The organism is Zhihengliuella salsuginis (assembly GCF_014651715.1).
Classification (GTDB): domain Bacteria; phylum Actinomycetota; class Actinomycetes; order Actinomycetales; family Micrococcaceae; genus Zhihengliuella; species Zhihengliuella salsuginis.
In genome coordinates, this window is record NZ_BMXK01000006.1 from 88,945 (window position 1) to 110,446 (window position 21,502).

Annotated in this window: 23 protein-coding genes; 11 read left to right on the forward strand and 12 right to left on the reverse strand. The window is 67.0% G+C overall.

Annotated features, from left to right (window positions below; translation table 11 throughout):
• The first annotated feature begins 97 nt into the window (after positions 1-97).
• The 8 genes from IE069_RS08140 to IE069_RS08175 all read left to right on the forward strand — a co-directional run bounded on the left by IE069_RS08140 (position 98) and on the right by IE069_RS08175 (position 6,389).
• Entirely contained in the window at positions 98-640 is a 543-nt protein-coding gene (locus IE069_RS08140) for an antitoxin Xre/MbcA/ParS toxin-binding domain-containing protein (RefSeq protein ID WP_189349641.1), read from the forward strand.
• The gene (locus IE069_RS08145) at positions 637-1,266 is read left to right on the forward strand and encodes an RES family NAD+ phosphorylase (protein ID WP_189349642.1); all 630 of its coding nucleotides are present in this window, start codon (positions 637-639) and stop codon (positions 1,264-1,266) included. Before IE069_RS08140 ends, IE069_RS08145 begins: the two co-directional genes overlap by 4 nt.
• A 79-nt stretch (positions 1,267-1,345) precedes the next feature.
• Positions 1,346-1,924: a dihydrofolate reductase family protein gene (locus tag IE069_RS08150; protein ID WP_189349643.1), complete on the forward strand. Its 579-nt coding sequence runs from the start codon at positions 1,346-1,348 to the stop codon at positions 1,922-1,924.
• Positions 1,925-2,044: 120 nt separating this feature from the next.
• Positions 2,045-3,337, forward strand: coding sequence for an MFS transporter (locus tag IE069_RS08155; RefSeq protein ID WP_189349755.1), 1,293 nt, complete (start codon positions 2,045-2,047; stop codon positions 3,335-3,337).
• A 205-nt stretch (positions 3,338-3,542) separates the two neighbouring features.
• Entirely contained in the window at positions 3,543-3,842 is a 300-nt protein-coding gene (locus tag IE069_RS15615) for a type II toxin-antitoxin system Phd/YefM family antitoxin (RefSeq protein WP_229791024.1), read from the forward strand.
• Positions 3,843-3,848: 6 nt separating this feature from the next.
• A complete protein-coding gene (locus tag IE069_RS08165) occupies positions 3,849-4,436 on the forward strand; it encodes a type II toxin-antitoxin system RelE family toxin (protein ID WP_189349644.1) in 588 nt (195 codons plus the stop codon).
• A 2-nt stretch (positions 4,437-4,438) separates the two neighbouring features.
• Complete coding sequence (locus tag IE069_RS08170; protein ID WP_189349645.1) at positions 4,439-5,011, forward strand: hypothetical protein; 573 nt, start codon at positions 4,439-4,441, stop codon at positions 5,009-5,011.
• A gap of 106 nt (positions 5,012-5,117) precedes the next feature.
• On the forward strand, positions 5,118-6,389 hold the full coding sequence (locus IE069_RS08175) for an ATP-binding protein (protein ID WP_189349646.1): 1,272 nt from the start codon (positions 5,118-5,120) through the stop codon (positions 6,387-6,389).
• Positions 6,390-6,408: 19 nt separating this feature from the next.
• Here IE069_RS08175 and IE069_RS08180 read toward each other — a convergent pair whose 3' ends face one another.
• From IE069_RS08180 to IE069_RS08220, 9 genes are all read right to left on the reverse strand, one after another.
• Positions 6,409-7,569, reverse strand: coding sequence for an FAD-dependent oxidoreductase (locus tag IE069_RS08180; protein ID WP_189349647.1), 1,161 nt, complete (start codon positions 7,567-7,569; stop codon positions 6,409-6,411).
• Positions 7,570-7,620: 51 nt separating this feature from the next.
• Complete coding sequence (locus IE069_RS08185; protein ID WP_189349648.1) at positions 7,621-8,133, reverse strand: hypothetical protein; 513 nt, start codon at positions 8,131-8,133, stop codon at positions 7,621-7,623.
• Between the two features lie 85 nt (positions 8,134-8,218).
• Positions 8,219-8,662 carry a 6,7-dimethyl-8-ribityllumazine synthase gene (locus tag IE069_RS08190; RefSeq protein WP_189349649.1) on the reverse strand — a complete coding sequence of 148 codons (444 nt, stop codon included), beginning with the start codon at positions 8,660-8,662 and terminating at the stop codon, positions 8,219-8,221.
• Positions 8,663-8,967: 305 nt separating this feature from the next.
• Positions 8,968-10,572 carry a choline-sulfatase gene (betC, locus tag IE069_RS08195; RefSeq protein WP_189349650.1) on the reverse strand — a complete coding sequence of 535 codons (1,605 nt, stop codon included), beginning with the start codon at positions 10,570-10,572 and terminating at the stop codon, positions 8,968-8,970.
• Between the two features lie 238 nt (positions 10,573-10,810).
• Positions 10,811-12,478 (reverse strand): alpha-amylase family glycosyl hydrolase, encoded by a 1,668-nt coding sequence (locus IE069_RS08200; RefSeq protein WP_189349651.1) that lies wholly within the window; start codon positions 12,476-12,478, stop codon positions 10,811-10,813.
• A complete protein-coding gene (locus IE069_RS08205; protein ID WP_189349652.1) occupies positions 12,475-13,395 on the reverse strand; it encodes a carbohydrate ABC transporter permease in 921 nt (306 codons plus the stop codon). Before IE069_RS08205 ends, IE069_RS08200 begins: the two co-directional genes overlap by 4 nt.
• Positions 13,392-14,294: a carbohydrate ABC transporter permease gene (locus tag IE069_RS08210; protein WP_229791025.1), complete on the reverse strand. Its 903-nt coding sequence runs from the start codon at positions 14,292-14,294 to the stop codon at positions 13,392-13,394. Before IE069_RS08210 ends, IE069_RS08205 begins: the two co-directional genes overlap by 4 nt.
• A 159-nt stretch (positions 14,295-14,453) precedes the next feature.
• The gene (locus IE069_RS08215; RefSeq protein WP_189349654.1) at positions 14,454-15,752 is read right to left on the reverse strand and encodes an ABC transporter substrate-binding protein; all 1,299 of its coding nucleotides are present in this window, start codon (positions 15,750-15,752) and stop codon (positions 14,454-14,456) included.
• A gap of 81 nt (positions 15,753-15,833) precedes the next feature.
• Positions 15,834-16,817 (reverse strand): LacI family DNA-binding transcriptional regulator, encoded by a 984-nt coding sequence (locus IE069_RS08220; protein WP_189349655.1) that lies wholly within the window; start codon positions 16,815-16,817, stop codon positions 15,834-15,836.
• Positions 16,818-17,007: 190 nt separating this feature from the next.
• On the opposite strand from IE069_RS08220, the gene IE069_RS08225 reads away from it, so the two are divergent.
• The 3 genes from IE069_RS08225 to IE069_RS08235 all read left to right on the forward strand — a co-directional run bounded on the left by IE069_RS08225 (position 17,008) and on the right by IE069_RS08235 (position 19,219).
• Positions 17,008-17,742 (forward strand): GMC family oxidoreductase, encoded by a 735-nt coding sequence (locus IE069_RS08225; protein ID WP_229791026.1) that lies wholly within the window; start codon positions 17,008-17,010, stop codon positions 17,740-17,742.
• 320 nt (positions 17,743-18,062) lie between these two features.
• A complete protein-coding gene (locus IE069_RS08230) occupies positions 18,063-18,437 on the forward strand; it encodes a PadR family transcriptional regulator (RefSeq protein ID WP_189349656.1) in 375 nt (124 codons plus the stop codon).
• Positions 18,434-19,219: a hypothetical protein gene (locus tag IE069_RS08235; RefSeq protein ID WP_189349657.1), complete on the forward strand. Its 786-nt coding sequence runs from the start codon at positions 18,434-18,436 to the stop codon at positions 19,217-19,219. Before IE069_RS08230 ends, IE069_RS08235 begins: the two co-directional genes overlap by 4 nt.
• A gap of 588 nt (positions 19,220-19,807) precedes the next feature.
• On the opposite strand, the gene IE069_RS08240 is transcribed toward IE069_RS08235, so the two are convergent.
• The 3 genes from IE069_RS08240 to IE069_RS08250 all read right to left on the reverse strand — a co-directional run bounded on the left by IE069_RS08240 (position 19,808) and on the right by IE069_RS08250 (position 21,465).
• Positions 19,808-20,098: a type II toxin-antitoxin system RelE/ParE family toxin gene (locus IE069_RS08240; RefSeq protein ID WP_189349658.1), complete on the reverse strand. Its 291-nt coding sequence runs from the start codon at positions 20,096-20,098 to the stop codon at positions 19,808-19,810.
• Positions 20,095-20,328 (reverse strand): type II toxin-antitoxin system ParD family antitoxin, encoded by a 234-nt coding sequence (locus IE069_RS08245; protein ID WP_189349659.1) that lies wholly within the window; start codon positions 20,326-20,328, stop codon positions 20,095-20,097. The genes IE069_RS08240 and IE069_RS08245 overlap by 4 nt, the downstream gene beginning before the upstream one ends.
• Before the next feature lie 114 nt (positions 20,329-20,442).
• Positions 20,443-21,465: an LLM class flavin-dependent oxidoreductase gene (locus IE069_RS08250; RefSeq protein WP_189349758.1), complete on the reverse strand. Its 1,023-nt coding sequence runs from the start codon at positions 21,463-21,465 to the stop codon at positions 20,443-20,445.
• Positions 21,466-21,502 lie beyond the last annotated feature (37 nt).

Consider the following 21,502-nt stretch of genomic DNA (forward strand, 5'->3'; position numbering starts at 1 on the left):
TGGGGAGGGTTCCGTGCCGTGAGGGCGGCGGGGATCTGTTCACCCATGGTTTCCATGGCTAGAATGATTGGTATAGAACTCATGGAAGGAGTGTCTTGTGCCGACCATCGAATTTCCCCGGCCCTCGGCGCCGGTCGACCCCGATGAGCTGGTCCGGGTCTCCGCCCGGGTCCAGCAACTGCGCCGTGCGCTGGGGGAGGCGTTCGACGCGCTCGAGCTGCCGCCGTCGTCGCAGGAGGCCGCGCGGGCAGCGAATCTGGCGCGGGAACTCCATGAGGTCGACGCGGCGTTCGGCCTGCTGACCGGGCAGGAGGTCGCCAAGCTGGTGGGCAGCCGCGATACCCGGGGCAGCTGGGCGCGGGACCGGCGCCGGGCCGGGAAGCTGATCGGGTTCATGCGCGCGGGACAGTACGTCTATCCCGGCTACCAGTTCGATTCGTCCGGCGAGGTGTTCGACGCGATCCCGGAGATCGTGAAGCGGGCACGGGAGTACGACGTCTCGGACCACGACCTCGCCCTCTGGATGGCCAGCCGCAGCCGCACGCTCGATGACCGCAGGCCAGTCGATTTTCTCGCCGGGCCCGGTGGTTTGGCGAGGATCGAGGAGGCTCTGGGGGCGGCGTTCGGGGTCGAGTGGTGACGGAGGGGCGCCCGCCCTCGGGGCGTCCGTTCGACCCGCTCGAGATCCGGCTGGACCAGGATGACGACCTGTACCGCGTCCACAGCGGTCGATTCCAGGCGGTCGAGTTCAACCCGGGGCGCGGCGCCCGTTCGCGGTTCGCCTTCTTCGAGGTCGACGGCGGCACCGTCCCGGTGCTGTACGCGGCCAGCACGCCGGAGGCGGCCGTCTGCGAGACGATCCTCCACGACCTGCCCCCGGAGGAGGCGAAGCTCTATCCGTCGGCGTTCAACGGTCGAGTCCTCTCCCGGCTCCATCCGGCACGCGGGCTCCGGCTGGCGTCGTTGACGTCGGAAGGGTTGCGCAGACTCCGGACCCGGGCCTCGGACGTCACCAACACCTCTCCCCGTGAGTACGGCGCGACCGTCAAGTGGGCGGAGGCCGCCTTTCTGGCGGGCTACGACGGGCTGGCGTGGGTCAGCGACAAGCACAACGAGAGCTACGCCTACGTCTTCTTCGGCCGCCCCGGCCAGGGCGCCGCGTTCATTCAGGACCCGGGATTCGCCCGCGCCTTCGGCGTGAACCCCGCCGACGACGACTGGCTGGTCGGCTACTGCGAGAAGCTCGGCATCTCGGTCATCGGCTGAGAAGCCCCTTCCGCACAACCATCGCCATCCGCGCGGCCCGGTTCTACGATGGGGGCACAGCCCTCGGGAGGCGAGCACCATGTCCGCGACCTACACCTTCGACGTCTTCTCCAGCCTCGACGGATTCGGTGCCGCCGGCGGGGACTGGACCGGCTACTGGGGCAAGCAGGGGCCCGAGCTGCTCGGGCACCGCCTCGCCCTGTACGAGCGGGAGCAGCGGATGGTCTTCGGGGCCAACACGTTCCGGCTGTTCGTGCAGATGCTCGCCGAGAGCACCGCGGACTCCGACGTGCGCGACCCCTGGGTCACCCGGATGCGGAACATGCCGGCGACGGTCGTGTCGACCACGCTGGAAGGGCCCCTCGACTGGCCGGACGCGACGGTCGCGAACGGCGACGCCGTCGACGTTGTCGCCCGGCTCAAGGCGGAGTCCCCGGTTCCCCTGCGCTCGCACGGCAGCCTGTCGATGAACCGGGCGCTCATGGCCGCCGGCCTGGTGGACCGTGTCCAGGTGACGCTGTTCCCTGTCATCACGGGCCGGACCGGGGCGGACCCGATCTTCGCGGGCGCGGCCGACTTCGACCTCGAGCTGCTCGAGACCCGGACGCTCGACACCGACATCCAGGAGCTCGTCTACCGGCCCGCGCTGCACGGCTGAGCCCCGAGCGGCCGGTGACCTGCGCCGTCGTACTGTGACGGTTCCGATAGACCGTGTCAGGTCACGGGCGTAGTGTCTTGGTCAGTGAGCACAACTATCTCCCCCGCCCCGTCCTGGCGCATGTGGCTGATCTGGGTGGTGGGCGTCGCCGCCTACGTCCTGTCGATCGTGAACCGCACGTCCCTGTCGGCCGTCGGCGTGGACGCCGCCGAACGGTACGACGCCGACGCCTCCATGCTCTCCATGCTCGCCGTCCTGCAGCTGGTGGTCTACGCGCTCATGCAGATCCCCGTCGGCCTGATGCTGGACCGGTACGGCGCGCGGCCCATGATGACGATCGGCATGATCCTCATGGCGCTGGGCCAGCTGACGATCGCGTTCGCGCCGACCGTCGGGATCGCCGTGTTCGCGCGCATGCTGCTCGGCGCCGGCGACGCCACCGTGTTCCCGTCCGTCCTGCGGCTCGTCGCCACATGGTTCCCGGCGCAGCGCTCGCCGGTGATGAACCAGCTGACCGGCATCCTCGGGCAGATGGGCCAGGTGGTGGCGCTCATCCCGCTGGCGCACCTGGTGCACGCGACCTCCTGGACCGTGGCGTTCGGTTCCGTCGCCGGGCTGGCCGTGCTGTTCGCGGTGCTGATCTTCGCGCTCATCCGCAACCACCCGCCCGGGTACAAGGCCGACGTCTCCGTCAACACGGACACGGGCGCGATCGAGATCGTCAAGAGCTCCGTCGACACCCGCGTGGGCATCCGCGCCGCGTGGGCGCACCCGGGCACGCGACTGGCGTTCTGGACGCACTTCACGACGCCGTTCGCCGGCACCGCGTTCGTCATCCTGTGGGGCGTGCCGTTCCTGACCGTCGGGCAGGGGCTGTCCATCGGCGAGGCGTCCGCCGTGGCCAGCACGCTGGTGGTTTTCGGCGTGGTGTTCGGCCCGATCATCGGGACGCTGTCCGCGAAGGTGCCGCTGCTGCGGTCGCGGCTGCTGGTGCTGCCGACCGTCGCGATCCAGATGGCGGCCTGGCTGGTGGTGATCCTGTGGCCGGGGGCGGCGCCGCTGTGGATGCTGTTCGTTCTGGCCATCGCGCTCGCCGTCGGCGGGCCGGCGTCGATGATCGCGTTCGACCACGCGCGCACCCACAACCCGAGACACCGGCTCAGCACCGCCACCGGCATCACGAACGTGGGCGGCTTCCTGGCGGCCCTGCTGGCCCTGTTCTTCATCGGCGTCGCCATGGACCTCCAGGGCGCGAGCCGGCCGGAGGACTACACGCTGGACGCGTTCAAGATCGCCTTCCTGACGCAGATCCCGCTGTGGCTGCTCGGGTCGGTCTTCATCGCGATCGAGCGCAAGCGCACGCGGCGGCACATCGGGGTCGACCAGCCGCGGGAGAAGCGTCGGCGGAAGTAGCTCGACTCCGCTGCGCAGGCGGTCTGGTCCAGTGGTGAGCCGCCCTGGGTTTAGTTCCGGCTCTCTCCGGGTCTCCCGTATTCTGGTCGCCCCAAAATGCGGGTGGCGCCTGATGGGATGGGAGTCATGTTCCAGAGGCGGCCGCAGTGGCTCTTGGGTGCCCCGGAACATGGATTCTATGCAGAAATCTGTGTATATTTGAGGGATGGTGAACATGACGATTACCGAGGCATCCCGCGCCGGCGTCTCCGCGCTGGTGAAGTCGGCGGCCGTTGGCGAGGACGTTGCGCTGTCACGGCACGGTCGGGTCGTGGCTGAAGTCGTGGGCGCGGAAGAGCTCGCGCAACTGAGGCGGGACCGGGAGACGCTCCGCGATGCCGCGCTCGTCATGGCGCGGTTCGCAACGGATACCGGGGAGCGGACCGATCTGGACCATGCCATGGAGGCGTTCGGGGTGAATCGGGCGGAGCTTGAGGCAGAAGTCGACGCCGGCCTGCATGATTGATGGGGCGTGCCTGCGATGACGGAAGCGGAATGCCGCGTTCGGCTCACCGAGGCTGCGGTACAGGACCTGCATCGGCTGCACCGCAAGGACCCGCAGATACTGCGAACGGTTTTCGCGAAGATGATCTTGCTGGAGCGAAACACCGAGGCGGGTGAGCCGCTGCTCGGGGCGCTCGTCGGATTCCGGAAGCTCGTCGTCGGCGACCGTCACTGGCGTATCGTCTGGCGGCGGACGACGGATGAAGCGCACCAGCCCACCCTCGATGTCGCCGAAGTATGGGCCGCCGGGGCGCGCGCCGACTCCGAAATCTACGAGGAGCTCCGTCAACGCATCGCCAGCCTCAGGAGTGACGACGACGAGCGGATTGCATCACTGGCCGATGTTGTCGAGGAGATGGGCCGCCTCTATGCGGACATTCCCGTTCATCCTGAGCCCGAACTCCGGCCAGAACTCCCGGACTGGCTGGCGCAGGGGCTCAGGGCGAACCTTAATCTGACCGATGAGGAGATCGCCGGGCTGGGCGAGGACCAGGCCAAGGGCCTGCTGATGAAACACTGGTCGGGAGAGACCACCGACGTGAGGCACGAGGAGTAGACATGGAATTCGAAGGGGCCCTCGCCGGGCCGTCCCGGCGCGACGTCGCCGGCATGAAGGCCGCGTTCGGCGCGATCGAGGCCGGGGAGCCGGCCACCGTGCTGATGCGCGATGATCGCAACGGCTCCTACCTGCTCACGGGCGTCCCGTACTTCACCGCGCTCCACGACGTCGTCATCGGCGGCGTGATCGTCGCCGGCAAGGCGGCCAACGAGCGCCGCGACGACGCCGACGTCGCCATCCGCAAACCCGAGCGCGACGTCCGCCAGTTCCCGGCCGAGGCGCCCGCGGAGATGGGCGGGGAGCCCGTCGCCCACGTCGACGTCGCCCACGGCGACCTGGTCGTCGCCGCGTTCGAGCAGCACCCCTACGGCCGGTTCGTCATCGCCGGCGTGGCCACGGCGGCCTCCTACGACGAGCCGTTCGTGACGGTCGGCCCGTGGATCCTGCACTCCGGCGGGGACGACGCCGAACGCTGCCTCGAGATCACGCGGATCGCGGCCAGCGGCGAACACACGCTGAAGGTGCCCGCCCGCCACCAGCTGGTCCTCGACGACGGGCAGACTGCGGGCTGATTCTGGTCGGGGCAACGGCTGGGCACATGGGCGGGATCCGTCCGTTTGTATAGTTCAGTTCCGTCGAACTGTATATTTCAAATCCGTCCACATGTATAGTTCGGTCATGACCTACCAGCGCAGGATCGTCGACGACATCCTCGACGAGCTCTTCCCGCACCTCGATGCCGTCGCTCTCGAAGGCGCCAAAGCCGTCGGCAAGACGGAGACGGCCCGGCAGCGGGCGCGGACGGTCCTGGCGCTCGACGACGAGCTGACCCGTGAATCCGTCTCGATGCGGCCTAGGACTATCCGCGAACTCGAGACGCCCGTGCTCATCGACGAATGGCAGCTCGTGCCCTCCACCTGGGATTCCGTGCGTCGAGCCGTCGACGATGGCGCGGCCGGTGAGGGCTTCCTCCTGGCCGGATCGGCCGAAGCCCCTTCAGCCGCCCGCATCCATACGGGCGCCGGCAGGATCGTCAGTCTCAGAATGCGGCCCTTGTCCTTCGCGGAGCGCGGATTGGAGATTCCTGTGGTCTCCCTCCGTGCGCTGCTCGGACGTACGGCAGGCGAGACGGACGGTCGCTCTTCAGTCGAGCTGGAGGACTACGCGCGCGAGATCATCGTTTCGGGATTTCCCGGTCTGCGCGGCCTACCTCCGCGAGCCCGGCGCATTCAGCTGGAGAGCTACATCGAGCGGATCGTCGCCCGCGAGCTGCCAGAGAACGGAATGAATGTGCGCAAGCCGGCCAGCATCAGATCGTGGCTGGCCGCCTACGGTGCGGCCACTGCGACGACGGCGAGCTACTCCGGGATCCTCGACGCTGCCACCCCCGCGGAGCAGGACAAGCCATCGCGCATCACGGTCGGACACTACCGGGACTATCTGACTCGGGTGTTCGTGCTCGAGCCCCTCGAAGCGTGGACACCGGCGCTCACTCCTCTCAAGCGATTGACTCAGGCCCCGAAGCACCACCTCGTCGACCCCTCGCTCGCAGCCCATCTGGTCGGCATCGAGGAAGCAGGCCTTCTCACGGGTGAAGGAGGCCGTGCCGGGGCGGGAGCCGGACTCTGGCTCGGTGCTCTCTTCGAATCGCTGGTAACTCAGGCCGTGCGCGTCTATGCGGACAGTGCCGAGGCGCGCGTCTACCACCTGAGGACGAAATCCACTGAACGGGAGATCGACTTGATCGTCGAGGGGCACGACCGTTCCGTCGTTGCCATCGAAGTGAAACTCGCCGGCACTGTCGGCGACACCGATGTCAGGCATCTGCATTGGCTGGAGTCGCAGATCGGCGATCGGCTCGCAGCCAAGGTGGTCGTCACGACCGGTCCCGTGGCCTACCAACGCGAAGACGGCGTGCACGTCGTGCCCCTGTCCCTGCTCGGGCCGTAGGTCGCCAGGGAAGTCGGCCCTACCGCGACGGGCGGAACTGCGCCGGCACGTCGCGCTCGCCCGTCGCCAGACCCGCCGCGAGCGTGCCCAGCATCGGTGCGAACTTGGCCCCGTGCCCCGAGCAGGCCGACACCACGGTGATCCCCTCGCAGGTGTCGATCACGAAGTCCTCGTCCGGCGTGTTCGTGAACAGGCACGTCGTCTCCGCATACGGCTCCGGCACCAGCCCCGGCAGGTACGTGCCCACGTAGTCGACGATCCGCGCCCGGCGCGCCTCGCTGATCCGCCCGTCCTGGGCGGAGGCGTCGGGAATGACCGGCCCGCCGTTGAACTCGGCGACCTTCTGGCCCCGGTGCCCGGCGTCGCGGCCGCCCGGAAGCGTGTAGACCGTCATGCCCTCGATCATGTGGATGCTCGTCGGCCACGGGTCCGCCGGATCCGGCGCCTCGCGGTACGGGAAGTGGAAGGCCGACTCCTGCCGCACCTCGAACGCCGGCAGCGCCCCCGTGAACGACGTCGGCAGCCCCAGCCCGCCCAGCAGCCCCGGCAGCCAGCCGCCCGCGGCGACCACGACCCGGCCGGCCGACAGCTTCCGCCCGTCGGCCGCGGTCACCAGGTATCCGGCGCCCCGCCGCGTCACGGACGCGGCCTCCCAGCCGGTCAGCAGATTCGCCGAGTGCACGACGGCGGCGCGCACCATCGCGTTCACGGTCGCCTCCGCGTCCAGGACGCCGGCGCGGCGGTGCCAGAGGGCCTCGGTGCCGAAGGCGAAGCGGCCGCCGAACCGCGCCGCGGCCTCCTCGGGGGAGTGGAGCGTGTGCTCGACCCCGGTCTCGGCGAACACCCCGGCGAGCCGCCGCGTGTCGTGGGCTTCGCCGGCGTCGATGCAGCCGGTGCGGGTGATCAGGGGTGCGCCGTGGGCGGCCTCGAGCTCGGACCAGCCGGCCTCGGCCTCGGCAAGGAGGCGGGCGTAGAGCGGGTCCGGGTAGCCGTAGCGCAGGATCCGGGCCGACCCGTGGGAGGAGCCGGCGGAGTTGGCGGGTTCGTCGCGGTCCAGCAGGGCGACGCGGTGCCCGGCCTGCGCGAGGCGCCAGGCGGTCGAGACGCCGGCGATCCCGGCCCCGATGACCGCGTAGTCGACTGCGTCCGAGGTGGCTGTGGTGTCGTGTCCGTTGTTCACGCGCACATCATTCCACGTAGGCGCGGCACCGGGTCTTGCGATGACGGCGTTCTACGGCTGCGAGGGAGTAGTCATGTTCGTGATCTCCAGGTCGACCGAGCCGAACGGCACGAAGTAGGAGAAGTCGGAGCCGGGCGCCCATTCCTGGAGGGGAACCAGCATGAAGCTGACCTGGCTGATGACCAGGGCCGCGACCGCGATGAGGGGCACGATCATTCCGGCCCACCTGATGAGGTGCAGGGCGGTCGCTTCATTTGGAGAGTTCCGGATCGCCCGGCTGAGCAGGACGATCGCCGTCAACGCCATGACCAGGTAGACCCAGCCGCTCGGCTCCAAGGTCAGGTAGATGCAGGACGGGACCGACTCCGTGGTGTTCCCCGAGGTGTCCACGTATTCGCCCGACGCCGCGAAACCTCCGGCGCAGGAGCTCTTGCTGGCGTAGGCCAGCAGCCCGTAGATCAGCCCCGTCGCCACCGAGGCGACGAGCAGCCGCATGATGCGGTCCAGGACCCGTCCGCCGGGCAGGACGGTCGTGTGCTTGGGCGGGCGGGTCTTCAGCTTCACGGGATCCCCTTCGTTCGATGAACCCAGTGTGCCAGAAGTCGTGCGGGCCGGGAGGCGCCGCCGCCCGCCCGGCGTCGCAGCGGCCTCAGGACTGGCGGTAGAGGCTCGCGACGCTGCGCACAGCGCGCGCGGCCTCGGCGCCCTTCTTCACGAAGTGGTCGAAGAAGAACTTCTCGTGCTCGGCCGTCGGCTGGAAGTGGTGCGGCGTCAGGCTCACCGAGAAGGTCGGCACGCCGGTGTCCAGTTGGACCCGCATCAGCCCGTCGACGACGGCCTGCGCGACGAAGTCGTGGCGGTAGATGCCGCCGTCGACCACGAGGGCGGACGCGACGACCGCGTCGTACTTGCCGGTCTCGGCGAGCCGCTTGGCCTGCAGCGGCATCTCGAAGGCGCCGGGCACGTCGACGACGTCGACGGCGCAGGCCACGCCGGACGTCTCCATGTCCTCGGTGAATCCGGTCAGGCTCTGCCCGACGATGTCGCCGTGCCATCCGGCCTTGATGAAGGCCACGTTCAACTGCTCAGTCATGTTTCTCCTTGTCGGATGGGTCTTTCGCGACCACCAGCACCATGTGCTCTCGGGTGGGCTGTCGGCCCGAGAGCTTCGGTCCGAACGCCGTTCGATCGTCGAGTCGTCGCCTGCCGTCCATTGTCCCCGCGAGTCGTCGCCCAGCGTCCTATCGTTCCCGCGAGTCGTCGCTGAAGGCTGCAAAAATCGCAGATCGGCGCAGTAATTGACGAACGGATGCGCCGCAACCGCAGGCAGCGACGACCGGCCGCGCCGCCGTCGTGCCGTGAAGAATCACAGCACGACGGCGGCGCGCCCCGGCCGCTCTAGCGTTCCGGGTCGCTGATGGTGCCGTAGCCCAGCGCGTTCCAGAAGTCGCCGCGCACGTAGCGCTGCTCCGGCTCCGGATCGAAGTCGAAGCTGCGCACCGCCCCGCGCTGCAGGGCCGCGGCCACCAGTCGGCGGCGGTCCTGGCTGGCCAGCACCGCGGTCTCGAGCGCGTCGAGGTCGTAGCGCTCGGCCAGTGCTGCGAGCAGCTGCGCCTGGATCTCCGCGTACTCCGGCCTGCCGGCCGCGTTGGACAGCTCGTCCGGGTCGGCGACCAGGTCGAAGAGCTGCTCCGGGTCGCCCGGGCAGTGGATGTACTTGTGCGGCCCGCGGACCACCGTCAGCTGCGGCCGGTACGTCCCCTCCGCCAGGTACTCGATGAACACGTCCCGGTCGTCCGGGGCGAGCTCGCCGGCGGCCTCCCGGTGCGCGATCTCCAGCAGCGAGGAGCCCTCGGTGCGCGCCGGCGCGGCACGGCTGATGTCCACCAGGGTCGGCAGCAGGTCCAGCAGCGAGACCGTGGTGCGGTACCGGCCCCGCGGGACCAGGCGCTCCGGCCCGTAGACGATCAGCGGGATCCGCGCCGACTGCTCGTACGGCGACATCTTGTACCAGAGGCCCTTCTCGCCGAGCATGTCGCCGTGGTCGCTGGTCACGATGATCACCGTGTCCTCGGCCAGCCCCAGCTCCTCGAGCCGGGCCCGGATGCGCCCCACGTGGTCGTCGATGTAGCTGACGGCCGCGTAGTAGGCGCGGCGGGCCCGGCGCACGTCGTCGGACTGCGGCTCGCGCTTGTCGAAACCGCTCATCGCGCGCAGCCGGTGCGTGTGCGGGTCCTGCTCCGCGGCCGGCACCTCGGGGTGCTTCGGATCCGGGATCGCGACGCCGTCGAACCGGTCCCAGTGCTCGCGCGGCGGCTCGTACGGGTCGTGCGGGTGGATGAAGCTCGAGACCATCAGGAACGGCTGCACCTGATCGCCGCAGGACAGCGCCGCCTGCTTGGCGCGGGCCCGGTCGGTCAGGTGCCGCAGCGTCCTAAAGCCCACCTCGTCGTCGAAGTCCTGCTGGACCGAGGCCGTGGAGACCCCGGCCGAGAAGACCGCGTCGGCGTCGTGGTACCACTGCAGCTTCTGGTCCAGCGGGCGCGTCCAGTCCGGGATCATGTCCAGATCCGCCGGGTACACGTCCGTGGTCAGGCGCTGCTCGAACCCGTGGTGCTGGTCCGGGCCGATGAAGTGCATCCGGCCGACCAGCGCCGTGTGGTACCCGGCGTTGCGCAGGCGGTGCGCGAACGTCGGGGCCGACGACGGGAAGTCGTCGCCGTTGTCGAAGCAGCCGAGTTCGCTCGGCATGGCCCCCGTCATCATCGACGCCCGCGACGGCGCGCAGAGCGGCGTGTTGCAGTAGGCGCGGTCGAACACGGCGCCGGACGCCGCCAGCTCGTCGATGTTCGGCGTCTTGGCGGCCGTGTCCCCGTAGGCGCCGAGCGCCTGCGCGGCCATCTGGTCCGCCTGGATCACGACGATGTTCGGAGGGGAGACGGTACCCGAACCGGCCGGGGGAGAAACGGTTCCGCCATGGTGGAGAACGTTCTCGTCAGTCATCCTGCATCCCTCCTCAGGGTTCGTCGTGCGTGGACCCGGCCCACTCTAGCGGTCCGGGTGCTCCGGGCGGCCTGTGAGTCGTGCACTGAGATCCAAGCGTTGTGCTCTGGATCAGGAGCCAAAGGAAGCCATGATGTTGGTGACGCCGACGATGCAGTGTGGCGGAGAGTGCGAGGCAGCTAGCGTCGCACCGAAGCGGGCCAGCGCGGACACCGCTTCACGAAGTTTCGGAGTGGGCTCATTCGAAACCTCGACCGTCTCCCATGAGCACCCACGCGGCCGCATCAGCGGGGAGAAACCCGTCAACGACCGGCTCTGAAGACAGCAGTAGGGTACCGGGCAAAGGAACTGGCGACTCCCCCATAGCCACGACTACTGCCAAGCCCGTCGCGCTTAGGTAGGTCAGAGACTGTTGATCGACGCTCCACACAGCCCCGGCGTGCGGGGCAAAAAGGCCGCGCTCCACCAACTCTGCGCGCAATCGCAACGCTTTCCGCGTCAGGATCAGCATCGAGGCGGCATCGGTTTCTTGGGCCTCGACGCTGTACTGCCCCCACCCCTCAGGCTGTGGCAGCCACGGCTCAGCCGTCGCGCTGGTTGTGAAGCCGTAGGATTTTTCATCGTCGGCTGTCCACGGAAAAGGCACCCGGGCACCGTCGCGACTGACTCCACCTCGGGACCACATGGGATCCAACCGCAGGTGCTCCGGCACATCGACCTCCGGTACACCCAGCTCCTGTCCCTGATAGAGATAGGCGCCACCCGGGAAACCGAGGGTCGAGAGGGCTCCTGCCCGGGCGCGGCGCGCGCCACGCTCCCCACCACCGAACCGGGTGACAGTACGGACCAGGTCGTGATTCTCGAGCGCCCATGTGGGTGATGCGCCGTAGCGCAAACGCATGGCCTCGAAACGACGCCCCGCATCGGCCCAGCCCTCAGGATCCCACCCCAAGCGGGCGAAGGCGAACGCAAAGGTCTGGTGCATTTCGTCGGGGCGTGTGTACCGCGCGGACCGTTCGGGCTCAAGGTTGACCTCGCCCACCAAAAGGCGCGGCGACTCATAGCTGTCCGCCAGACGACGCCACCGTCGGTAGACCTCGTGGACTCGTTCCCGATCCATGGCCAAGGGGTTGGAACGCAGCCCGTCGATCACGGTGGGCACCACTGGTGAATCCGGCAGGCCTTCGGCCTTGAACAGCCCGTGCGCGACGTCGATGCGCGCGCCATCGACGCCACGGTCGAACCAGAAGCTCAGGACGTCGTCGAACATCTCCCAGACCGCAGAATTTTCCCAGTTCCAGTCAGGCTGCGCAGGGGAAAAGAGATGCAAATACCAGTCGGTATCCGTTTCCGATTCCGGATTCGCGCGGGACCATGCGGGACCGCCGAAGACGCTCTGCCAATTGTTCGGCGGCGCGCTGCCTGCCGCACTGGGCTGCATATGAAAGAGCTGGCGCGCCTGAGATCCTGGCCCGGCAGCGAGCGCCTCCTTGAACAGCGGATGCTCGGTGGAGGTGTGGTTGGGTACCACGTCGATCAACACTCGCAAGCCCAGGGCATGACTACACCTCAGCAACTCGTCAAAGTCCTCCAATGTGCCGAATTGGGGGTCCACACCGCAGTAGTCCTGCACGTCATAGCCCTGATCGACGCCTGGTGAAGGCTGGAACGGCGTAAGCCAGATTCCGTTGACGCCCAGGGCCGCGATGTATGGCAGGCGCTCAATGATGCCCTGCAAGTCACCTGTGCCGTCGCCGTCCGCATCCGCGAAGGAACGCGGGTAGACCTGATAGACCACCCCGGACTCCCACCAAGCAGCGGTGCTCGCTTGTGAATCCACATCGACGGTGGCCACGGTGGCCCCCGCGCCGTCGACAATCTCGGTGCCCCCGCTCTTTCGCGTCATTTGGTGGCCCCAGAGGTCAGTCCCTCCACGATCCGGCGCTGGAAGATGAGGATCATGATCACCAATGGAATCGTCACGATTACGCCGGCGGCCATCTGCTCGCCGTAAGGCGCCTGGAATTCGCTGGCGCCGGTGAACTTGGAGATTGCCACGGTGGCCGTCTGAACGGCTGGGTCATTCACCATGGAGAGGGCAATGATGAACTCGTTCCAGCTTTGGATGAACGTCAGGATCGCGGTGGTGAAGATGCCAGGCGCGGCCAGCGGCAGCAGAATCTTGCGAAAGGCCTGCCATTTGGTGGCACCATCCATCATGGCTGCTTCTTCGAGGTCGAACGGCAGCTGCTTCATGAAGGTAGTCAGAATATAGACGGCCAGCGGAATCGCGAAGGACAGACTCGGTACGATCATGGCCTGATAGGTGTTGATCCACCCGATATCGGAGAAAAGGCGCAGCAGTGGCACCACTACGGAGATGCCTGGAAACATCGAGGTGGCGATGATGACGGCCAGAATCACATTCTTGAAGCGGAAGTTCAGGCGGGAGATCGCATAGGCGGCGAAGATGGCGAAAACAAGTGCCAGCGCCGTCGTCGTCGCGGCCACGATCAGGCTGTTGACCAGGGCGTGCGCGAAGTCCGAGGACCCGCTGAAGACCTTCACATAGCTTTCTACCGAGAACACACTGGGCAGCAAGGTGGTGTCGAAGATATCGCCTGATCGCCGCAGGCTGGAGACCAGCATCCAGTAGAACGGGGCCAGACAGTACACGCCGATCAACACCACCGCGGCAACGCCCGCTGCCCCGTGCAATGTCCGGGCTGGTTGGGCGCGTCGTCCGGCCCTGACATGCGGCGCTTTGGAAATCTGCGGGGCCCGCCCCGGGGGCGCGGGCACTTCCTGCGTCACAGTGCTCATCGGGTCTCCTCCTGGTGGTGTGCTGCAGGCCGCGGTGCCGGCGAGACCGCTCGACGACGACGCGAGCTCTGCGGTCGGGTTGCGTCACTTTGAAAGATGTCTGCGCCCAGCAGGCGAACGAACATGTAGACGATCACAGACACATAGAGCAAAAGGACGATCGAGAACGCGGATGCCGCCCCGTACTGCAACTGGTTGGCCGAATCCCAGGCAAGGATGGAGAGCGTCTCCACGGACTCCTTGCGCGGACCCACCAAAACAAACGGGAGATCAAACATTCGCAGCGCGTCCAGCAGGCGGAAGAGCACGGCCACCATCAGGGCGGGTTTCACCAACGGAAGCGTGATGGCCCAGAACTGCTTCCAAGCGGACGCGCCGTCCAGTTTGGCGGCTTCGTAAACCTCTTCCGGGATGATCTGGAGGCCCGCTAGAACTAGGAGCCCGATGAACGGGGAGGTTTTCCACACCTCCGCGATAATTACCGCCGCCTGTGCCGCCATGCCTTCCGCGGTCCACAGAACCTGAGAGCCGCTCAGCGCGTTCACAATGCCGTCCGCTTGGAACATCCAGCGCCACAGCAGGCCCGATACAGCGGTTGGGATCGCCCAAGGCACTAGAACGGCGGCCCGCAGGAAGGCTCGACCCCGGAAAGCGCGATTCATCATCAGCGCGAACGCGACGCCAATCACGGTCTCCAGCGCCACAGACACCACCGTGAAGAAGGTGGTGTTGGCGAGCGCGTTATAAAAGCGTTCGCTCTGCGCGCCGACGAATATCTCTGCGTAGTTCTCTAGGCCGACGAATACCTCGCGGTCGACGACGAACCCGTTCTCATCGAGTCGCGATTCCGCGGAGTACAGGGACTGTCCCACTGCGGAGAGCAGCGGGTAGAAGATCACTAGCGCCAGAACAATCAGGGTTGGGGAAAGTAGCAGGCTGGCTGCCCGCCCCTCGGAACGTCGGAGGGGCCGGCGTACTGTTGCAGCTGCGCCGGACCCGGGGAGACCGGACGGGGCGCTGGACAAATGCGATGTCATGGGTTCCTTTGCGAAAAGGGCTTAGTTCGCGAGCTCTTCGAGCTGGATCTGCAGCCCGGCGAGCGATTCTTCCGGCGTCTGCTTGCCGGTGATAGCGGCATAGACGGCGTCCTGAATAGCGGCGGTCGCGGCGCCGTACTGAACGGCCTTGGGGCGCGGCTGAGCCGACTCGACCGACTGCAGAAGAGTCGGCAGGTACGGGAGGGCCGAGACGATCTCCTGATCTTCAAAGAGCGCACTGTAGACAGGAGCACGTGAGCTCAGCTCCAGACGCGCACGTTCCTGCTCTTGGCTGACGAAGAAAGTGATGAAGTCTAGCGCCGTGGCCTTGTTCTCCGCGGATGAGGAAATGGCCAGGTTGCGTCCGCCAAGCGTGGAGACCCCAGGGCCGTCCTGACCGGGGATCGGTGCCACGGTGAACTTGCCGGCCACCTGGCTGGAGCCGTCCTGAGCGCTCAGCGGATTGTAGATGTACGGCCAGTTCCGCAGGAACACGAGATCGCCGTCCTGGAACGCCTGGCGGCCCTGCTCTTCCTGGAAGGTCACGGCTTCCTGTGGAATCATGCCGGATTCGAATCCGTCCACCAGAAAGTTCAGGGCGTCCAGCGTCTCCGGGGTATCGACGCTGGGCTGTCCGTCGGCGTCGTACAGCGCACCACCGGCGGAGGCCGCTGCTTCACTGAAGTTAACGGTCAGCCCCTCGTTCTTGTCGAACTGCCCCGCATAGCAGCTCATTCCCTCTGCTTCGGGTAGCTCGAGGACGGCAGCGCAGGCCTGTTCCATTGCCTCCCAAGTGGTGGGCATTTGAACACCGGCCGCTTCCAGAAGATCGCTGCGCCCGTAGAGCAGGGCGCCGTCCGTGTAGTACGGAACCGCAAACTGTTGATCGGCATAGGTGGCCGCCTCAACGGTGGCATCGATCATGCCATCAAGAGGCAGCTCCTCAACGGGCAGGGGCTCAACCCAACGATTCGCCGCAAACTCACTGGTCCACACCACATCAAGATTCAGTACGGTGTATGCATCGGATTCAATTTGTGCGTTCTGGATCATCTGCTGACGCTGCTGATCGGCGTCCAGCGGGAGTTCGATCCATTCCACGGGCTCTTCCGGGTGTGCCGCGTTCCAGGCCTCGATGGTTTCCTGCGCGGCTCCGGACGAGTCGGGGCTGCTCACATAGGTGATCGGTCCGCGTCCCGAGAGTTCCTCCGGTGCGGAGGCGGCCGTCGAGTCGGAGGGGCCGCCGCAGGCCGTCATGGTGAGTACTCCAATGGCCAGCGCCGAGAGTGTTGCGAATCGATTGGGGCGTCGTTGCCTCATGCTGTTACTCCTAAAGGTGAGGTGATGAGTGATTGCGGAAGGAAAGTATGTGTCGGCCGGTCCAGGCCCGGGGGCGTGGATTTAGTGCGGCGGCATGGGGGTGGGTCCCGTACTGCCGCGGGCGATGATGCGATGGGGGAGCACCTGGTTTCGGGGGCCTTGCCCGAGGAGCAGCCGCACTGCGCTCTCCCCCATCGGGACCAGAGGCTGGGCCACCGTACTCAGCGGGGGGTGCACGTGCCGGGAGGTGGGGGTGTCGTCGAAGCCGAGGACAGATAGGTCTTCGGGGACGCGCAGGCCACGGCGTTGCGCCTCGTTGACCGCGGCCGCCCCCATCTCGTCGCTAAGTGCGAAGATGGCGGTCAGCTCGGGGTCGCGCTGCCACAGCCGTTGGAGTGCTGGGATCGCACTCTCATACAGGGAGTTGCCTCGTTCTTCGAGCGGTTTTGCCCCCACCGCCCGCATGGCACGACGGTATCCGCGTTCGCGGGGTGCGTTGACCAGGACCGAGGATTCGTCACCGGCGAGGAGCCCGATCCTCCGGTGCCCGGAGCGCAGCAGCGACATGGTGCCTTCATAAGCCGCCAACTCGTCATCGATGGCCACACTGGGGAGCTCATTGCCCTTACGGATGGCCACGGACACAAGTGGGACACGGGAACCTACTGCGCGCCTCATCTCTGGCGTGATGGCCGTGGAGATCAGGACGACGCCGGCGGGCCGATAGGCACGCAGGGTCCGCAGGTACTCGACGGCGAGCTCGGCTCCGGAGCCCGTGCGGCCGAGCATCACTGCGTGCCCGTGCGCCCGTGCTTCGCTCTCGACTCCGCTCATGATTTGCGATGCAAGGGCATCGGAAACGGCCGGCGCGAGAACCCCCAATAGCGCGCTATGCGAGGTCTTAAGTCCGCGAGCCAATGAATCTGGCTCGTATCCGAGTTCGTCGATTGCCTGCAGCACACGCTGCCGGGTGAGCTCAGAGAAGCCGGGGACTCCGTTGACCACGCGGGAAACGGTAGCCGCGGAGACGCCGACGCGTTGGGCTACTTCGCGAATCGTTGTCATGTGTGGCACCTCCTGCTCTGCTTGCGTCACGTAATCGTTTACGTATCGAGGCTAGAAGTGGTGATGTAAGCCACGCAAACGTTTACTAAACACGGCTGCTCCGGGCGAGGGGCGGGGGAATTTCTGGACGCTGTTCGAATGGTCCGGCATCGGCCCGGCGGGCGAACTCGCGGAGGCGGGCGTCGACGTCGTGCTCGATTCGCCGCAGGTCGGCAAGAACCTGCACGACCACCTGCTCGCGCCCGTGATCGGGGCGACCACGCGGGACATCCCGCTGCCGCCGGCCGGCACGTCGGTGTCGCAGACGCACCTCTTCGCGAAGTCGACCCCGGAGAAGACTGTGCCGGACACGCAGCCGATCTTCTTCGCCGTCCCCATGTACTCGCCGGGCATGGAGCCCGTGGACGGGCCGGCGTTCACGCTGCACTCCGGCATCGTCTCGCCGAAGAGCCGCGGAGAGATCCGCCTCACCGGGCCGGGGCTGGACGACGCCGTGAGCATCGACCTCGGCGCGCTCAGCGAGGCCGAGGACCTGGACTCGTTCCTGTTCTCCCTCAAGCAGTGCCGCGACATCATGGCCCAGCCCGCGCTCGCCGACGGGTGGGGCACCCGCGAGGTGTACCCGGGGCCGGACGTGCAGACGGACGACGAGCTGGTCGACTACATCCGCAACAACGCGGTCACCTACCACCACCAGGTGGGCACGTGCCGGATGGGCTCGGACGACGACGCCGTGGTGGACCCGCGCCTGAACCTCAAGGGGGTTGCGTCGCTGAGCGTGATCGACGCGTCCATCATGCCGACGATCACGACCGGCAACACGAACGCGCCGTCGATCCTCATCGGGGAGAAAGGCGCTGGGTTCCTGCTCGAGGAGCTGGGGCTGAGTGCGGACGCCGGGGCCGAGCAGGTGGCGACCGCGTAGCCGCGCGGTCCGTGCGAGTCGTCGCTGGGCGTTCGCCTGCTTGCGCGAGTCGTCGCTGACGGTCGAGAATCCCGGAAATCAGCGCAGTGAGCGACGACCCGCAGTGCGGCGACCGCAGTGGGCGACGGCTGGCGCAGCGGCGTCGTACTTCCCCGTGGCGACGTGCTTCAGAATCGACTCGATGACGTGCGCGTTGTAGCTGACGCCGAGCTGGATCGGGACTGGAGATCATGCTCCACAGCAGCGACGCCTGCACGTGCTGCGTCCGCCCGCCGGCCGACTATGTAGACAGGCATACTAGTTAGCGGTACTGTCTAGTCATGCCGGAAAACGAACAGCCTTGGCCCAGCGAGTGGATGCGCGGCGTGCTCGGCGCGTGCGTGCTCCGCACGCTGTCCGACGGGCCGATCTACGGGTACTCGATCGCGCAGCGTCTGGCCGAGGCGGGTCTCGGAACAGTGAAGGGCGGCACGCTTTATCCGCTGCTGACGCGGCTCGAAAAGGCCGGCTGGGTGACCGCCGAGTGGCGTGCCGGCGACGGCGGCCCGGGACGGAAGTACTACCTCCTGACCGATGAGGGCGTCGCCGAGCTTGCGTCCCTCTCACTGCAGTGGGCCCGGTTCGCCGACCTCACCCGAGACTTCATGGCCGCCGACGGGCGCCGATCCGCAACGACTTCAGAGGAGGAGTCATGAGACTTCCGACCAAGATCAGCAACCGCCCGCGTTCGGCCTCGCTGGAGGAGCAGTTCGCTCCGAACGTGGACAGGAAGTGGGCTGGGGACCTGCTCCTCGAGATGCGGATGCAGGGGGTCGACGGTGCACGCATCGGCAGTGTGCTCGCGGAGGTCGACTCTCACTGCGCTGAGAGCGGCGAATCCGCCCAGAGCGCCTTCGGCGATCCGGCCGTCTACGCGGCGAGCCTCGACCTGCCATCAAATACCCACATGACGCGCGACATGTTGCGTGCCGTCTTCCCGGTCATGGTTCAACTGGTGGGCATGCTCCTGATCCTCTGGAGTTTTACCGACTGGCGCCGTGGTGAACCGTTCGAACTCACGGCCGGCAGCGTGCTCCTGGCCGCGGTTCTGGTCGGCGAGATCGCTCTGCTGGCGCTCTGCGCGCAGCGCGTTGTGCGGTTCGTCGTGAAGCGTCCCGTATGGTCGGTGGTCGTCTTCATGGTGCACACCGGGATTCTCGCTGTGCCCGCAGTGCTGTGGACTACTTCCGTGGCCGAGTTTCAGCCGATGTGGGGTCTCGGCGTTGGAACTGCCGCGATGGCAGCCGGAATCGGGTGGGAGTTCATCGCCCGCGCCGGCACGCAGACGCCGGACGATCCCATCGAGTCCCCGTTCGACGACGGTGGATCCAGCCGTGAACCCGGGGGCCGGGGGAAGGCCCTCAAAGTCCTTCTCACATTCCAGACTCCGATCGTCACCGCCCTGTTCCTGGTCATCACGTGGTGGTTCACCCGCTGAAAACGGCGCCAGTTGGTGTCCGGCTGCGCGGCACGAAGCCGGGTAAGCCGTGCCGGTTCGCCGTAAGCACCATGGACTTTGCACTGGGAGATGCTGTCAGCGTGAGTGAAGGCCTCGTACCTCGCCTTACGCGGGTGGCAGCAGCTGGTTGGTGACCCAGCGGTCGACTTGGCGCTGCGAGCGCAGGCGGATCACGCGGGGGGCGTGGTCGTGAAGAACGGAAGGTCCAGCCAGACCATGTGGTCCGCCCGTTCGGCCAGTAGCGGCCGTGGAACAGCGCGTCGATTTCGGTGTGTGCTGCGCCGAGCACCTGAGCGATTCGGGTGGCGAGCGCCGTCTTGCCCGCGCCGGAAACGCCCGCGACGACGATGCGCCGCGGCCTCAGCGGGAGGGGATCATCGGCGCTCAGCACCTGCCCGACGCTACCCGTCCCGCCTTGCGTGAGGGGAGTTACTCATAAGTGAGGGCGCGAGTTTATGCGTAACTGAGTTACTCATAATGCGAATCGCTGACGAGGGTGTTCGGTGCTCTCCTCGCCGCTGGGCCACGGAGAACTACCTCTTCGGTGCGGGGATGGCGTGAAGGCGTCTACAGGTGACGGGTCGGATCCATCTTCTGGTGGAGGACTCGGATGACATCGATGTGATCGACCTGCTCCAAGAAGAAGATGAGATGGCTGCCTATTGCGTATCGCAGATAACCCGCGCGTATCTCGTCTGCGGGGCGGGCGAGAGAGGGTTCCACTGCGATCCGTTCCAAGGCAGTTTGCAGGTCGCGGATGTAAGTCTCGGCCTGGCGGGCATCCCATTGTTCTTCGGTGTAGTCCCAAATTTTTGACAGGTCTGCTTGTGCCGCTGGAGAAAGTCGGTAGCGCGTCACGACTTCTTGGACGCGATGAAAGCGTCGAAGTTGAACTCCTCGGGATCGCCGCTCTGTTCGCCAGCGACGAGTGCAGATCGCAGAGCGGCCATCTGCGTCTCCTGGTCTTCGAGGAGACGGAGGCCAGCGCGAACTACCTCACTCGCCGACCGGAATCGTCCCGAGGCGACCTCGTGCGTGAGGAAATCCGTGAAGTGTTCATCGAGGCTGATGGAGGTGTTGGATGCCATGAAGCGATAATACCAATTATTGGTAAAGAGGTGTATGGGTGCGGCCGCCACGCACCCCGGGCGTAGAGCCCGCGGCAGGTGCGCGGCGGCGTCGTCGTACTACCGCGTGGCGCGTCAGCGCCAGCCGAGCTGCGGCGCGACGTGCGTCAGGATCGACTCGATGACGTGCGCGTTGTAGTCGACGCCGAGCTGGTTCGGGACCGTGAGCAGGAGGGTGTCGGCCGCGGCGATGGCTTCGTCCTCCGCCAGCTTGGCCGCGAGCTCGTCCGGGGCGCCCGCGTAGGAGCGGCCGAAGACGGCGCGCGTCTTCTCGTCGATGTTGCCGACCTGGTCGGAGCTGTAGCGGTCGCGGCCGAAGTACTGCCAGTCGCGCTCGTCCGTGAGGGCGAAGATGCTGCGGCTGACCGAGACGCGCGGCTCGCGCGCGTGGCCCGCCTCCTTCCACGCCTGCCGGTAGACCTCGATCTGCTCGGCCTGCTGGACGTGGAACGGCTTGCCGTTCTCGTCGTCCTTCAGCGTGGAGGACTGCAGGTTCATGCCCAGCTTCGCGGCCCACTTGGCGGTCGCCGTGGAGCCGGAGCCCCACCAGAGCCGCTCCCGCAGACCGGCCGAATGCGGCTCGACGCGGAGCAGGCCGGGCGGGTTCGGGAACATCGGGCGCGGGTTCGGTTCCGCGAAGCCCTCGCCGGTCAGGACCTCGAGCAGGCGCTCCGTGTGGGCGCGGCCCATGTCGGCATCCGACTGGCCCTCGGCCGGTTCGAAGCCGAAGTGGCGCCAGCCGTCGATGACCTGCTCGGGTGAGCCGCGGCTGAGGCCGAGCTGCAGGCGGCCGCCCGAGATAAGGTCCGCGGCGCCCGCGTCCTCCGCCATGTAGAGCGGGTTCTCGTAGCGCATGTCGATCACGCCGGTGCCGATCTCGATCCTGCTGGTCTTCGCGCCGATCGCGGAGAGCAGCGGGAACGGAGAGGCGTACTGCTGGGCGAAGTGGTGGACGCGGAAGTACGCGCCGTCCGCACCGAGCTCCTCGGCGGCGACCGCGAGGTCGATCGCCTGCAGGAGCGCGTCGGAGGCGCTGCGCGTCGCGGAGTGGGGCGAGTCGGTCCAGTGACCGAAGGACAGGAAGCCGATGTTTTTCACGCTCACGTCAACCACCCCGGATGCCCTGATATTCCGG

Coding starts and splice junctions, on each gene's coding strand:
- IE069_RS08150 (WP_189349643.1), top strand. CDS start 1,346: ATGTCCGCGACCTACACCTTCGACGTCTTCTCCAGCCTCGACGGATTC.
- IE069_RS08155 (WP_189349755.1), top strand. CDS start 2,045: ATGTGGCTGATCTGGGTGGTGGGCGTCGCCGCCTACGTCCTGTCGATC.
- IE069_RS15615 (WP_229791024.1), top strand. CDS start 3,543: ATGGTGAACATGACGATTACCGAGGCATCCCGCGCCGGCGTCTCCGCG.
- IE069_RS08170 (WP_189349645.1), top strand. CDS start 4,439: ATGGAATTCGAAGGGGCCCTCGCCGGGCCGTCCCGGCGCGACGTCGCC.
- IE069_RS08175 (WP_189349646.1), top strand. CDS start 5,118: ATGACCTACCAGCGCAGGATCGTCGACGACATCCTCGACGAGCTCTTC.
- IE069_RS08190 (WP_189349649.1), bottom strand. CDS start 8,662: ATGACTGAGCAGTTGAACGTGGCCTTCATCAAGGCCGGATGGCACGGC.
- betC (WP_189349650.1), bottom strand. CDS start 10,572: ATGACTGACGAGAACGTTCTCCACCATGGCGGAACCGTTTCTCCCCCG.
- IE069_RS08200 (WP_189349651.1), bottom strand. CDS start 12,478: ATGACGCGAAAGAGCGGGGGCACCGAGATTGTCGACGGCGCGGGGGCC.
- IE069_RS08205 (WP_189349652.1), bottom strand. CDS start 13,395: ATGAGCACTGTGACGCAGGAAGTGCCCGCGCCCCCGGGGCGGGCCCCG.
- IE069_RS08215 (WP_189349654.1), bottom strand. CDS start 15,752: ATGAGGCAACGACGCCCCAATCGATTCGCAACACTCTCGGCGCTGGCC.
- IE069_RS08220 (WP_189349655.1), bottom strand. CDS start 16,817: ATGACAACGATTCGCGAAGTAGCCCAACGCGTCGGCGTCTCCGCGGCT.
- IE069_RS08230 (WP_189349656.1), top strand. CDS start 18,063: ATGCCGGAAAACGAACAGCCTTGGCCCAGCGAGTGGATGCGCGGCGTG.
- IE069_RS08235 (WP_189349657.1), top strand. CDS start 18,434: ATGAGACTTCCGACCAAGATCAGCAACCGCCCGCGTTCGGCCTCGCTG.
- IE069_RS08245 (WP_189349659.1), bottom strand. CDS start 20,328: ATGGCATCCAACACCTCCATCAGCCTCGATGAACACTTCACGGATTTC.